This is a genomic window from Martelella alba, from assembly GCF_005217455.1.
GTDB lineage: Bacteria > Pseudomonadota > Gammaproteobacteria > Enterobacterales > Enterobacteriaceae > Acerihabitans.
On record NZ_SZPQ01000003.1, the window covers coordinates 156323 to 170878 of the forward strand.

The 14556-nt window shown below is 52.4% G+C and carries 12 protein-coding genes; 10 read left to right on the forward strand and 2 right to left on the reverse strand.

Features of this window, described 5'->3' with window-relative positions; translation table 11 throughout:
- Positions 1-221: 221 nt before the first annotated feature.
- From FCN80_RS04875 to FCN80_RS04890, 4 genes are all read left to right on the forward strand, one after another.
- Positions 222-2213 (forward strand): urease subunit alpha, encoded by a 1992-nt coding sequence (locus FCN80_RS04875; protein ID WP_136988776.1) that lies wholly within the window; start codon positions 222-224, stop codon positions 2211-2213.
- A gap of 177 nt (positions 2214-2390) precedes the next feature.
- A complete protein-coding gene (locus FCN80_RS04880; RefSeq protein WP_136988777.1) occupies positions 2391-2738 on the forward strand; it encodes an urease subunit gamma in 348 nt (115 codons plus the stop codon).
- An 11-nt stretch (positions 2739-2749) separates the two neighbouring features.
- Positions 2750-4702 (forward strand): urease subunit alpha, encoded by a 1953-nt coding sequence (locus tag FCN80_RS04885; protein WP_136988778.1) that lies wholly within the window; start codon positions 2750-2752, stop codon positions 4700-4702.
- A gap of 367 nt (positions 4703-5069) precedes the next feature.
- On the forward strand, positions 5070-5948 hold the full coding sequence (locus FCN80_RS04890; protein WP_136988779.1) for an NAD(P)-dependent oxidoreductase: 879 nt from the start codon (positions 5070-5072) through the stop codon (positions 5946-5948).
- 32 nt (positions 5949-5980) lie between these two features.
- Here the strand turns inward: FCN80_RS04890 and FCN80_RS04895 are convergent, their stop codons facing one another.
- A complete protein-coding gene (locus tag FCN80_RS04895; protein WP_230492484.1) occupies positions 5981-6241 on the reverse strand; it encodes an ester cyclase in 261 nt (86 codons plus the stop codon).
- Between the two features lie 45 nt (positions 6242-6286).
- On the opposite strand from FCN80_RS04895, the gene FCN80_RS04900 reads away from it, so the two are divergent.
- The 5 genes from FCN80_RS04900 (at position 6287) to FCN80_RS04920 (ending at position 11652) form a co-directional block, all read left to right on the forward strand.
- Positions 6287-6475 (forward strand): helix-turn-helix transcriptional regulator, encoded by a 189-nt coding sequence (locus tag FCN80_RS04900; RefSeq protein WP_136988780.1) that lies wholly within the window; start codon positions 6287-6289, stop codon positions 6473-6475.
- A 224-nt stretch (positions 6476-6699) separates the two neighbouring features.
- Positions 6700-7893 carry a phosphoadenosine phosphosulfate reductase gene (locus FCN80_RS04905; RefSeq protein WP_230492485.1) on the forward strand — a complete coding sequence of 398 codons (1194 nt, stop codon included), beginning with the start codon at positions 6700-6702 and terminating at the stop codon, positions 7891-7893.
- Positions 7890-8525 (forward strand): IbrB-like domain-containing protein, encoded by a 636-nt coding sequence (locus FCN80_RS04910; RefSeq protein ID WP_230492486.1) that lies wholly within the window; start codon positions 7890-7892, stop codon positions 8523-8525. Before FCN80_RS04905 ends, FCN80_RS04910 begins: the two co-directional genes overlap by 4 nt.
- Positions 8526-8851: 326 nt before the next feature.
- The gene (locus tag FCN80_RS04915) at positions 8852-9796 is read left to right on the forward strand and encodes an aspartyl/asparaginyl beta-hydroxylase domain-containing protein (protein ID WP_230492487.1); all 945 of its coding nucleotides are present in this window, start codon (positions 8852-8854) and stop codon (positions 9794-9796) included.
- A gap of 245 nt (positions 9797-10041) precedes the next feature.
- Entirely contained in the window at positions 10042-11652 is a 1611-nt protein-coding gene (locus FCN80_RS04920) for an APC family permease (RefSeq protein ID WP_136988783.1), read from the forward strand.
- 39 nt (positions 11653-11691) lie between these two features.
- Here the strand turns inward: FCN80_RS04920 and FCN80_RS04925 are convergent, their stop codons facing one another.
- Entirely contained in the window at positions 11692-12597 is a 906-nt protein-coding gene (locus FCN80_RS04925) for an alpha/beta hydrolase (RefSeq protein ID WP_136988784.1), read from the reverse strand.
- Positions 12598-13471: 874 nt separating this feature from the next.
- Between FCN80_RS04925 and FCN80_RS04930 the strand changes: the two genes are divergently transcribed.
- A complete protein-coding gene (locus FCN80_RS04930) occupies positions 13472-14542 on the forward strand; it encodes a GGDEF domain-containing protein (RefSeq protein ID WP_136988785.1) in 1071 nt (356 codons plus the stop codon).
- Positions 14543-14556: the final 14 nt, after the last annotated feature.

Below are 14556 nucleotides of genomic sequence, written 5' to 3' on the forward strand. Positions count from 1 at the left end.
AGATGCGATGACCGGCTCATTGATGTTAAGTAATTCAAGTGACATCATGGCCAACATTGAGGTAACCCGAAGTCTGTAGAATATAATCGCTTGTGTCTGCAATAAGATAATTTTTGGTATAAAACACGACTTGATGACTGCATTTAAAATACCCGTGAGCGGCTACTCCCATCGTCGGAGCAGGACCGTGTCAGACTCATCTAACAATAGGAAGAGTAGCGATGGCCAATCGGATACCCAGCGAAATCATATTTGGTGATGGGGATATCATTCTGCAACGGGGGAGTCTCGTCAGTACGATTTCTGTCACTAACCAGGGCAATCGTGTCATTCGCGTCAGTTCCCATTGCGATCTTGCTGAAGTCAACCCGGCTTTATATCTTGGTTTGGCCAGAGAGCAGCTCAGGCATTTTCGTTTTAATATTCCCGCTAATACGGTGTTGTCATTTTTACCTGGCGAGACCCGCCAAGTACCGGTCACGATACATCGAGGCGGTGCGGTACCTGGTCCGGGCGTCAATAATATCAGTAATACCAGTGCGGAACAGACATTATCGCGGGAGACTTATGCTCGACTGTATGGTCCCACCTCTGGGGATAAAGTACGCCTGGGAGATACTGATATCTGGTTTATGATAGAGTGGGACCTGACGTCAGGCAGCAGATTATCCGACCAGGGAAATTTCTATGGCGATGAGGCAAGCGCAGGACTTGGCAAAGGTATTCGCGATAGCATCATGATGTCGGGCCGCAGCGCACAACAGGTCCCCGATGCTGTAATAACCAATGTCATTCTCATTGATCACCACGGCATTCGCAAAGCGGATATCGCTATACGAGACGGCAGAATACAGGCTATCGGCAAGGCCGGCAATCCGGATATCCAATCCAATATAACCATACCTATCGGCACATCAACAAAAATCGTAGCCGGAGAAGGCTTAATTGCCACACCGGGGGGCGTGGACATACATACCGATTTCAGCAAACCACAGCAACTGGCTGACGCGCTGATGTCGGGCATAACCACCCTGTTCGGCGGGGAAGGAAATGAGGCCATCGCACCGGATATTGTATCGGATATTTTATTGCATACGGACTCTTTGCCGCTCAATCTTGGGATAGTCAGGCGGGGTAATCACAGTGGAAGGATAGATGAACAAGTGTCATTGGCGTTGATGGATGAAATGACCGACTTTGGCGTCGTGTCGCTTGATATCAATGCTTATGCGGGAGTGAGTCTTAATGCGCTGCATTCGGCAATGATGTCTATGCAAAATAATCTGGGGGCGGCCGTATGCCTGTCAAGCGACAGCCTTAACGAACGCTTTAATGTCGATTGCTTAATATGGCACAGCGAGTTCTTCTCAGCGGAAACCGGCATTACGGCCATTTCGATTGACACTGCGGGAGGCAGCATTCCCGATGGCATAACGCTAGCAGACTCTGAATTAATTATATCAAGTTCATATGCTAGCGAATTGCCTTATACAGCAAATTCCTATACAGATATCAAAAGCCTTTATCCTTATGGAAGCGGGACATTTGGCGAATTGTATAAGCATGCAAATTTGCTCAAGGCACAGACTGTTTTACAACATCAGGGTGTGCTTCCAGTGGTGACTTCAGGTGAAAACGGAGAGCGGGTGGCACAAATGATTACACGTTGTTGGCAATCTGCCGACCTCATGAAAAGAATGGCTGCTCCTTTGCAAGAGCAGGGTATTGCGGACAACTTTCTTATTCAGCGTTACATTGCTAAATACACGATAAACCCGGCATTATGCATGGGCGTAGCCGATGATGTCGGCAGTCTGGATGAGGGGAAGTTGGCGGATATTATTTTGTGGCAACCGGCGTTATTCGGCGTACAGTGTGAAATGGTGATTAAATCGGGCATACCCATTAACGTCAATGAAGAGTATAGGAGCCAACCATTAGATTTTTATGATGATTTTGGTCTCTCCGCAGCTTCGCAAAGTCTCGTTTTTATCCGGGATGATGGAAGAGAAGATATTAATCGGTCGATGTTGACTAAGACCTTAGCCAAGGTTTCGCAACAGAATAGCCTAAAGACAGATATGATCTTCAACGATGTGGTGAAAGAAATCACAGTCAATCTTGAGACGGCAAAAGTTGCCGCTATGGGAGAAGAACTGGGTTATGATGAATATCAAACATTACCCTTGGCTTTGAACTTTTCGTTATTTTGATTGATGGTAAATATGATAATATACCGAAGAAATTGAAAAGCGCTGGTCGTATGTTTATGTGCCAGACAATGTTCATCACTTCGTGATCTCTAAAAGTTCTCGATGCTGATTTGACATCTTGCAAATTGACATTTGGACAAAAATACTTCCTGTATCAACAATAAATAGGAGGCAGTAATGCGATTGAGCTCAAGAGATATAGAAAACCTGCTGATTTATCTGGTGGGCGTGATTGCCAGAGAGCGCCTAAATCGAGGATTAAGGATTAATTTCGTCGAGGCGGAAGCCTATATCATCGCGGCGGTAATGGACTATGTTCGCGAACAAGGAGCCATACCCAATGAAAGCAATTATGCGCCTAATCAAGGGGCCGGCCCCAGCAATATTCCCAACAACGGCTGGAGACTGCTTTTCAAGAGCGATGTCAAAGAAAAGGTAGCGGATATGCTGACTTCTGTGAGTGCCGAACTGACCTTACCTGACGGTATAAAACGGGTTACACTCAACCACCCCATTATCCAATAGGGCTTATTATCATGGCAAACCGTATTCCCAGTGAAATAACATATGGTGAGGGTGACTTAACACTGAATGCTGGCCGTCCAGTATTTCAGTTGGAAATTGAGCATCGGGGTAACAGACCGATATTTCTTAGTTCTCATGTGAATCTCGCGGATATCAACGACGATTTGCAAGTGAATGTCTCTAGGGAAAGTTTGCGTGGATACCGGTTGAATATACCGGCTAACACGGTGGTAAAATTTAATCCCGGACAACGTATAACCCTGCCCATTGTTCCCTATGGCGGCGCCAGCCGCCCGGTCGAGGGCCCCCGTTTGCCGGCGGGGGGGACGGTGCAGATAACCCGAAAGGATCACGCGCTTTTGCATGGGCCGACTCACGGAGACGGCATCAGATTGGGGGATACGAATCTGTGGGCGGTGATCGAGCGGGATTTTACCCTTTATGGCGAGGAAGTGATGTCGGGGCTGGGCCGTAACCTGCGTTCCGATATGGCGATGAGCAGCATGGGACGTAATGAAGTGGCGGACGTGGTTATCACCAATGCTGTCATCCTCGATCATTGGGGTATTGTAAAAGCTGATATCGGCATCAAAGACGGTAACATACAGAATATCGGCAAAGCCGGGAATCCGGCAATACAACCTGGTGTGAATATTCCTGTCGGACCGACAACACAAATTGTTTCTGGCGAAGGATTGATCGCCACGCCTGGCGCAGTCGACATTAATTTTGACTTCCATAATAATTATAACGTTATCAATGCCTTTTTTTCCGGTGTTACCACATTGGTAGGGGGTGGCAACGGCACACTTTCCGGTCCGCAACAAATGAGGGAAATGCAGAGTTTGCTGGCTCAATTACCCGTCAATCTTGGCTTTACCTTACGGGGTAACGCTGGTCATCTCAATAACGATTTTGCGGAGGTATTGCGAGATCAGATGATTTCTGGGCCTTTGGCCCTCGACATGAGCGAGCAGTTCGGCGTCAATAAAGCTTCACTTGAAGCCTATATTTCCTTCCATGAACAAGAGAACATTCCTCTTTTTATCTCTTCCGATACGCTAAACGAAACCCTTTATAATGAAGAGTTTGTCCAACTCAGTAACTTATTTAGCTCGGCAAGCCCACCAGTCATATTACGGAATGTCGCAGGGGGGCATCGGCCTGATGGAATTGCCGCCCTTAATAGCCAAAAGTTCATTACCGGATCTTTTATCTCGGAAATGCCTTTCACCGATAATTCTTATCAGGATAGCAAAAATATTAATCGCGAAGGGCATGCGTTGATAGGCAATGAATTTACCCTTCCTTCTGTTCTGCGTGCTCAAGCGCTGTTGCATGACCGGGGCGCCATTGCATTGGTCATGTCCGGTAAAGAAGGTTTCCGCTCTGACCAAATGGTGATGCGGTGCTGGCAAACCGCGGCCATGGCGAAGGCGCTTCTCGGTCAGCTACCCGGTGATAACACCAATGATAATATGCGGATTAAAAGGTATCTGGCTAAATATACCATCAACCCGGCGATTGCCTTAGGCCTCCGGCAGCATATCGGCAGTATTGAAGAGGGGAAAATTGCCGATATCGTTCTTTGGCAACCGGCGCTATTTGGCATCATACCCGAGCGGATTCTCAAGTCCGGCACTGTCATAACCCCGCCTAATTTTTCCATAAGCTGGGCCATGTCACGCCAGTTTGATTATCATATCAGACAGGCGGTGAAAAAAAGCGTCCTGTTTACGACAGGACAAGGCGAGGCCTTCTGGCAAAGCCTGTCGGTGGATAGGCGGGTGGCGATAGCGAATTTCGCGAATGTTACCAAGCACAGTATGGTAAACCACGCCATCACTCAGGACGATAATGTTGAGGTCAATGCGCAAACGGCCGAAGTACAAATCAATGGCGAGCATTTGACATATGGTAATGTGTCCGAACTGCCGCTCAGTACCTATCATTTTCTTTTTTGACATATTATACCGCTGTCGTCACGGATAAACGTATCTTTCCGTTGAAAACACCTGGTAACCTATTTTTGTTATGCAGCTTCCCGTGGCAAGACGTAGACTTTTTGCAAGTCGGCAGCGCCGCAATGCCGGCCACGCCTGTGTCGGCATTGACGGGCGTTGTCTTGTCTGAACAGCCAACCGTTGGCACAACGCATTAGCCGTTTGTTGCGTCCCCGGTCCCGTTATCCCGCTTCTCTAGGAGGTAACCGGCACGCTTGCCGCTTGATTCGCCTGACTGTCAGGCCGAACACATGAAGGGCGTATCATTAAAACCCGACGCAGGCGTGAGGTCATCGTCAGACTAAGTCAATAGCAAAAAGGAGCTGTAATGAATGAACTTCCAGTGGTGACTGTACTTGGGTTGGGCGCTATGGGCCATGCTTTCGCGGCTAATCTGGTTAAAAAAGGCTTTACCGTATCGGGTTGGAACCGGACGCGGCAGCGGGGTGAAGACCTGGAGCGCGCCGGCCTGAGATTGTGCGATACGCCCCATGAGGCGGTGCGGGGAGCTGATGTGATTATCGCCATGCTTACCGACGCTGCCATCACCGAAAGCGTGCTGGTGGGAAAAGACGGTATCGTCAAGCAGGCAAAATCCGGCGCGGTTGTCGTGCAAATGGGCACTATCGGCCTGGTGGCCACCGATCGTATCAGCGCCGCCATCGCGGCGGCCCGCGCCGATGTGGTATTTCTTGACGCGCCGGTATCGGGCACCAAGGCGCCGGCCGAGCAGGCGCTGATTACCATCCTGGCCAGCGGCGAGCGCGAACGCGCGGCAGCCGTACGACCGGTATTCGACGCCATCGCCAAATCCACACGCTGGCTGGGCGCCGCCGGAGCGGGATCGCGGATGAAATTGGTGGTCAATGCTTGGCTGATCTCCATGGTACAGGGCATGACGGAAAGCGTGCAATTGGCCGAAAAATTGGGCTTCGCCCCGGAAAATGTCTGGCAGTGCCTGGATGGCGGTCCCCTGGCGGCGCCTTATGTCAAAAACAAACTGGCGGCCATTGAGGCGGGCGATTATACGCCGCAGATGCAGCTATCGCTGGCGCTGAAAGACGCCAGGCTGGCGTTGGACGCTGCCGGCGAGCTGTCAATGCCGGGGTTGCGCACCATCGCCGAACTGTGGCAGGACGCCGTGGCCGACGGCCTGGGCGAACAGGATATCATCGCGATTCACCGCTACCTCAACGCCCATCGATAATCCTTATCCCGCGCCCGCGGGATGACCCCCGGCTATTTTCCGGGGGAGGGGAAGGCGCCGATTTGGTTGAACAACGAAAACCAGTCCTCCATATGCCAGGTTTTCGCGACCCGGCCGTCGCGAAATTCATGAAATTCGTGCAATGCCACGGTGAATGTACGGCCGGTGGGCGGGATGCCAAACAGTTCGCCTTGGTGCACGCCGGACATGGCGGCCCGTACCGCCACGCGATCCCCTTGCGCCAGGACATCGAGTATCTCGATGCGAAACTCGCCGAAGGAGGAAGAGAGCATAGCGAATACCGGCGCCACGCCCGTCGGTCCGGGCGTTTGTCCACCATGCTGGGGTGTTCCCCTGTCCGGTATTTGACCGCCTGGCGGATGCAAGTGGCCGAGCAGTGGTTAAGAGAAGAGAAATACACCCTTGCCGCCGTGGCCGAGAGGCTTGGTTATGAATCCGAGCCGGCATTCAGTCGCGCCTTTAAACGGCACCGCGGCATCTCCCCCGGCGCGGCGGCGACCGACTGAAAACGGCACGTTAGGATAACGACAACCGGCAATATCCCTTCTTATGGCCCCACCTGGCAAAAAAGCGCGCTGCCGGCCCGAAGTAGGCATATGAATAATTAACGCACTAAATATCATTGATTAAATATTGAAATGGATTTATCACTAAGAACTTATTAATTATCCAATATCATGTCTTCTACTAACAATTTCATCAGGGGATTGTTTTGATAAGAAAAATAGGCTTGGGTAAAAATGTTCTGGTGGCCGCTAAGGAAAGAATAGCCTGGGTTTTTGATAATTTTCATAAGGTTAATGTGTCATTTTCCGGCGGTAAAGATTCCACGGTATTGCTGCATCTGGTGGCGGACACGGCCCGCCGGAAAAAGCGAAAGTTTAGTGTGTTGTTTATCGATTGGGAGGTACAGTTCAATCTAACCATTAATCATATTCTGCGTTTGAAAGCGTTGTATCATGACGACATCGACCAATTCTACTGGGTCGCGTTGCCGCTGACCACCGTCAATGGCGTGTCCCAGCTCCAACCGGAATGGGTGTCCTGGCAGCCGGGCGCCGATTGGGTGCGCTATCCGCCGGTCGATGCCATAACCGATTACGATTATTTCCCGTTTTACCGCTATGCCATGACCTTCGAGGAATTCGTGCCCGCTTTTGCCCGCTGGTTCGCCAAAAAAACCAGTGCGGCCATCTTGATAGGCATTCGTACCGACGAATCCCTCAATCGGTTTTCCACCATCAGTTCCGGCGCCAAAATGCGTTATGCGGACGATAAGCCCTGGACCACGGCTTCGCCCGGCGGCTATTCCTATAATGCCTATCCCATATATGACTGGCGTGTTAAAGATATCTGGCATTATTTCTCCGTCACCGGCCTGCCTTATAATCCGCTCTATGAGTTGATGTACCAGGCCGGCGTGCCGTTTCGCGCGATGCGCATCTGCGAGCCGTTCGGACCAGAACAGCGTCAGGGATTGTGGCTTTATCATGTTCTGGAACCCGAAACCTGGGGGAAAGCCTGTCAGCGGGTCGCCGGCGCGCATTCCGGCGAGCTTTACGCTCACCAGTCAGGTAATTTTTACGGGAAATACAAAATCACCAAACCCGATCATTTCACCTGGAAACAATATGCGCTGTTTTTACTTGAGAGTATGCCGGAAAAAACCGCCGAGCATTATCGCACCAAAATCGCCATATATCTTAAGTGGTATCAAACCCGCGGGTTCCCGGTGGATATTCCCGAAGAGCAGGACAAAGATCTTAATGCCAAGGATATTCCCTCATGGAGGCGCATTTGTAAGACACTTATTCGCAACGATTTTTGGTGCTATACCTTATCGTTCGGTCCCAACAAAGCTCAGCATTATGACCGGTATATGAAACGCATGCAGGAAAAACGCAAAGAATGGGGAATTATATGAAGGTGGAAGAATTTTTCCGGCCGTTGGCCGACACGCTTGGCGCAATGGATCGTGAAGAGCGTATTGTCGCCATTAATCGACTGAAACAGTTTTTACACGAACAAAGTCCGTTTGGCGACGAGCCGACGGATTGCGTGCTGTGGGTTAAAGCGGAACAGGTAAAAGCCAATGACTATAATCCCAATAGTATGGCGCCGACGGAAAAGCGTTTGCTGGCCACCTCCCTCAAAACAGACGGTTACACCCAACCTATTGTGGTTTGGCAGGAAAATGCCGCCGACGGCGAATACGTTGTGGTAGACGGTTTTCACCGCAGTCTGCTGGGCCAGGAGCAGAAAGCCTTGCGTACCCGTCTCTATGGCTATCTGCCGGTCACCTGCGTTAAAACCGGCCGGGGGGAGAAAACCGATCGGATCGCCGCCACCATTCGCCATAACCGGGCGCGCGGCAAACATCAGATCGCCGCCATGTCCGATATTGTCCGGGATTTGGCGCGGCTGGGCTGGCAAGATGACAAAATCGCCAAGGAGCTTGGCATGGATGCCGATGAGGTGCTTCGCTTAAAGCAGATCTCCGGCCTGACCGAACTGTTTGAATCGGGTACGTTTTCTGAGGCCTGGACAGTGGAGTAAGCGCAATAGCATCACATGTTGTTGTCAAAATGTAGGGACGTGGTTAATATTTTTAACGCGAACGTTCCTCGCCTGCCCCGTCATTGCTTATGGGCTTCGGCAGGCGCTATCCCGACCGATGCTCTCCGACGGCGAGCGGAGAGGTAACCCACCGGCGGAGACCGGGTGTGCGGTGCCGCCATCCGCGCCCGGCATGACCGTAACCGCCGGTCTTCAAAAAGTTATTCCATCCTCGCCGCGTTGTGCTTGGCTATCCTTTCATCGCCCGCGACCGTGCGGTCCGGGGACAATGTGATTGTTACGATGACAAGTCATTCGGGGCCGATATGAAATATTTTATTCTGCTGATGTTTATTCTTTGCGCGGTTTATGTGCATTATCGCGGCCGGGTCCGTTTCGGTTTCTGGCGGCAGCTGGCTGATCATTCCACGTTTGTTTCACCCATCAATGTTTTTATGTATTCGTTTTCCGCCAGTCCTTTGACGCCGTTTCTCAAACCGGAAGTGTTGCCGGAATTGGCGGCGTTGCGCGCCAACTGGCGCATGATCCGCGACGAGGGCATGGCGCTGATGGCGCTAAGGGAAATCAAGGTCTCCGACAAATACAATGACGCGGGATTCAATTCATTTTTCAAAACCGGCTGGAAACGCTTTTACCTGAAATGGTATGAGGAAAGCCATCCTTCCGCCGCCGCACTGTGTCCAAAAACCACCGCGTTGCTGCGCGCGCTGCCATCGGTAAAGGCCGCCATGTTCGCGGAACTGCCGGACGGCAGCCGTTTGCCCCGCCATCGCGATCCCTATGCCGGTTCGTTGCGCTATCACCTGGGACTTATCACCCCCGAGGATGATCGGTGTTTCATTGAGGTGGACGGCCAGCGCTACAGTTGGCGCGACGGGCAGGATGTCCTGTTTGACGAGACCTACATCCATTACGCGGAAAATCAGAGCGGCCGGCCGCGGTTAATCCTGTTTTGCGATATTGAGCGTCCCATGCGCCACCGCTGGGCACAGTCGGTCAATCATTGGCTGGGACGCCATTTACTCAGCGCGGCCGTGGCGCCCAATAATGACACTGATCGCACCGGCGCCGTTAACCGGGCGTTCAAATATATCTATGCGGTGCGCAAAGTCGGTAAAGCCTTGAAGAAAAAAAAACCGTGCGCTCTATTATGTGGTCAAGTGGCTGCTGTTCGGCGGCATCGCCCTGGCGATTTTCGTCAATATTTAAGCGGTGTCCCGCCGCTGTCGGGCAATGTCGCGATAGTTTGATTCCCCCACGCCGAGGGAACCGGGGCGCGCGTTGCCCTAAAGAAGGGCGAACGCGCCGAAAGGGTGCGCAATGGTAAAAAACAAGCCAAACGGCGCATGGTCACCAAGCCGCCGATTTCCTGGCGTTGGTCAGACTGGCACGTATCCTGCTCCGGACTCCATGTGGCTATTTCGTCTGCAAAAGACGGAATGTGTAGGCATCCCGTTTAGGATGCATGTCCTGACTTTTTCCAGGTGGTGTCATTATGGCTCAGGGGACATTGAAACAAAAATTGGGTTTGGTCGATCTCACGCTGCTGGGCGTGGGGTCGATGATAGGATCGGGCTGGCTGTATGCCGCGCTCACCAGTTCGGGTTATGCCGGCGCGCTGACGGGGTACGCCTGGCTGCTGGGGGCGGTCATCGTACTGCTGATAGGGCTGGTGTTCGCCGAGCTTTCCGCCGCGCTGCCCCGCGCCGGCGGTTTCGTCCGCTACCCCAATTACACCCACGGCAATGTGGTTGGATTCGTTATCGGCGTCAGTTCGCTGTTGGCCTATACCAGCACCGCCGGCGTTGAAGTCGAGGCGGTCAGACAATACGCGTTGTACTGGTGGCCGGCTCTTGGCCATGGGGACGGCAGCCCCAGTATGCTGGGATTTCTGGTGCAGATTCTGCTGCTGGTGGTGTTTTTTCTGCTCAACTACTGGAGCGTCAGTTTTTTTGGCCGGGTGAATACCATTATCACCACCTTCAAATTCATTGTCCCCATCATGGTGATAATCACGTTGTTCGGCTACTTTAACCGGGCCAATCTGGCTGTACCGGCGCCGCCGCCGGGCGGCGCTCATGGCGTATTTTCATCCTTAACCGGCGCCGGCATCGTTTTCGCCTATCTGGGTTTTCGCCAGGCAGTGGATTTCGCCAGCGAGGCAAAAAACCCCCAGCGCAATGTCCCGGTAGCCATTATGCTGGCCATCGCCGTCAGTTTCATTATCTATCTCTCCCTGCAATTCGCCTTTATGGGGTCGGTGCCGTCGGATATCCTCTCTGCGCATGGCTGGTTGGGACTTAAACAGATTTTCCAGTCGCCTTATGCCGATTTGGCGCGCAGTCTTGGCATCACCTGGCTTATCAACCTGATCCTGGTTGATGCGGTCATCTCTCCCGCCGGTACAGGGAATATCTATCTGGCCGGCGCCAGCCGGGTGTTGTTCGCCTGGGCGCGCAACGGCCATCTTTTCCGGGTTTTTGGTAAAGTGGATGAAGTCTCCGGCGTACCCCGCGGCGCCTTATGGCTGTCACTGGTGTTGGCCATCGCCTGGACGCTGCCTTCCGAGTTCCAGGTGTGGGGCGGCCTGATAGGCGCGGTGACTTCCGCCACGGTATTCACGTATATGCCCGGTCCGATATCCGCCGCCGCTTTTCGCCGCCGCATGCCGATGATGCAACGGCCGTTTCGGCTACCGCTGTTTGGCATCTTGAGCCCCCTGGCGTTCATTGCCAGTACCCTGCTGATCTTTTGGAGCGGCTGGTCCGTTAACGAAATCCTGATTCCAATTCTGACGGTCGCTTGGGTGGCCTACGCGTTGTTGGGCAAGAAGAACGACAGATTCAGTCAGGAGCTGTCGGGCGCCTGGTGGTTACTGGCTTATTACATCGGGGTGTTCCTGATATCCCGATTCGGCACTTACGGCGGCACAGGCGCCATTGGCGCGCCGCTGGACAGCGTACTTATCATCGCTCTGGGTCTGGTCTGCTATTATTGGGGCATCGCCAGCAGTTTGGTTGAACCGGCCATAACCAGCGAGGCGGAAGAAGTTCCCCTGGATATCCAGAGCCCGGCGCACAGCAAAACCTCCGGGTCGCTGCCCTAATCGGTTGCCGTTGCGGCGGGCCGGCGCCCGCCGCGAAATCTAGGCATAACGATCCAGCCAGTCTTGATAATAGCCGGGCCACGCCAGGGTGGGCGTCCCGGCTCGGCCCATGCCGAAACCGTGCCCGCCGCGGGTAAAACGGTGCAGTTCCACCGGCACATGGGCGCGTTCGCATGCCGAGGCCATGATCAGGGTATTTTCGGGATTGGCGATGGCATCGTCTTTCGCCTGCGCCATAAAGAACGGCGGCGAATGCGGCGAGACAAAATTTTGTACCGACCAGCGCGCTTCCTCGGCTTTCGTGGCATGCGGTCCGAGGAGGACGTTGTGGGTGGAGGTGTGGGTATAAGGCGCCTGCAACGTAATGATGGGGTAGATAAGCGCGGCGAAGTCCGCGCGGATGGGAATGTCGTCAAATGCGTCCTGCGGCGGATAAGCGGCAACATCGCCAAGGGCCGCGGCCAGGCCAAGCAGATGCCCTCCGGCGGAAAATCCCAGTACGCCCAGGCGCCGCTCGCGGGTGCGCAGCAACCGCAACGCCCGTTGTGCATCCTGCAGCGCCACGCGATTACCGTCATGCCAGCCTTCGTTTGGCAAACGGTAGCTTAACACATATGCGGTATAGCCGCGGGCCGTCAGCCACGCGGCGGCCGGCCAAGCCTCTTGCCGCATTTCTATCCGTCGATACCCGCCGCCCGCCGCAATCAGCACCGCCCGCCCATTGGCCCGTAAGGGCCGGAACACCCGGACACAGGGACGCGCTATTCCCATGAGGGCGCCGCGCGGCGTCAGCACGGGTCCGCCCATGGGACCGCCGCCGCCGGGCGGCGCCATGGGCCACAAAGGGATATCGTCGCCGCTGGCTTCCTGGGGCGACGCCCTGAGTTCGCCGGCCCGCAGGGTAAATAACGCCACGGCGCCCAAGAGTAATTGCCTGCGATTCATCCGCGCTGCCTCTGGTTGGTATCCCGTCTGATGATGTTACGAAAAAGCGCATCCGATCGAACGGGGTTTTTTGTATCCGTACATTACCATTGGCCGACACTTGCCAGATTTCCCGTTGCCGGATGGCCGGCGATGTGAATTCGTTTCCGACCAAATCATTTCTCACCGAATGCCGAAAGGGTATTGGAAAGAGAGCGCGTATCGTGGGTCTATTATTATTTATTGCCTAAATAAGCCCTTCGCTAAATGGATAAAAATGTCATGGAGGGAAATAATTATTCATGAAGACGGTCCCGTTATGTTTATACGCGGCATACTTAACGTTGCCTCTTCGTCGGCTACGCGTCATTGCCGCATGATAACGGCGCGGTTCACCGCAGACGACCCAGCGTTTAGGCCCGGAAAAATCAAATAATGCTAGACAATGACTGGCCTAACCCGATAAGTCAATGCTTGGCTCTCCCGTTTTTCGACTCTTGTCGGTAAAGAGAATAAGGAAATGACTTAACTGAAATTTGCGCAAGCATAGGCTATGATTTATATCATTATGGAATTTTGCGCTGTCATATCTGTATGAAATTTAGTCACATGTTCATTTTTGATCGTTTATAACAATAGTTAAACAAATATTGATAGAATTTATCTATCGTTTTGACAATTACGATCGATATAAACGATTAGATAAAACGCTAACCAAGGTGTTTACTTCAACATTAAACTATTGACATCAGTTGTTAACGCTATGGCGTTATCCGATGAATTTCACATTGCATTAGGAATTTACGGATAAGAATATAAGAATATATGAATAATAACTCTATTGTATTAATAATAAGATGTTAAAAATGTTATTATTTAATTAAGGTGCTCAGGAATGGGGATTTTGACACAGGGTTTTGCTGTCTTTGTTACCGCCTGTACTATTTACGCCACTTTATCAATCGCCTATTTTTTTTTAAGCCGACATACCGCCTTTTCGTTTTCATCTTCTTATCAAAAACGGCTTTTTTTTGGCGCCGTAGGCGGCGTTATTTCGTTATGCCTTCGCCAGCAGTTTATCGGCCATCCAGATAATATCATCAATAGTTTCGCCAACCTGCCGCTTATAATGACCACTATCATCGGCGGTTGGGCCAGTGGCCTGTGCGCGCTGCTCCTCTCGCTGGCGGGTCCGCAAGCGACTTTTTATGACCGGATGGTGAGTCTGCTGCTCTTTGTGTTGTTGTTGGCGGTAAAGATTTGGCAAAAGCCCCCGCTGAAAACCGCTTTTTTCATCGCCGTACTGATTATCGCCGTGCAGTTAAGCCTATTGCCGCTGGCGACGCCGTGGCCAAGAGATCTCAATGCCGTCCCGGGTTATCCCTTCCTGGAGTGCCTGTGTTTTCTCATCACATATTATGCCCTGGTGATTAAAAAAAACTTTGTGGAAAACAGCCTGGCTATCCGTGATTTCGCCATGATAGACAGTGTCACGACCTTGAACAACCGAAAACGGGTCGATCAGGAGATCACGCGATTATCCACTGAAAAACAATCTTTCGGTGTGGGGCTTATCGATGTGGACGATTTCAAACAGGTCAATGACCGGTTTGGGCATCTGATTGGCGATCGACTTTTATTCGAGATTGCCGGCGTGCTGCGCGACACCCTCCGCGGCAAGGATTTTGTCGGACGGTACGGCGGGGAGGAATTCCTGATATTTATTCGCAGCCAGGATCCGGCGGTGGTATTGCAGGTTTGCCAGCGGATCCGCCGTACTGTGGCCAATACGCTGTTTTTGGCGGATTCGCCGCAGCCGTTTACATTGACGGTCTCCATCGGCGTAGTGATGTATTATTACGGTAACGACCTGATGAATTGTATTCATCAGGCCGATATCGCCTTGTACAAGGCCAAGCGGCGCGGCAAAAACAATGTGTCGATGGCAAAAAGCTCCCTGGCCTGATGCCGCCATCGTCC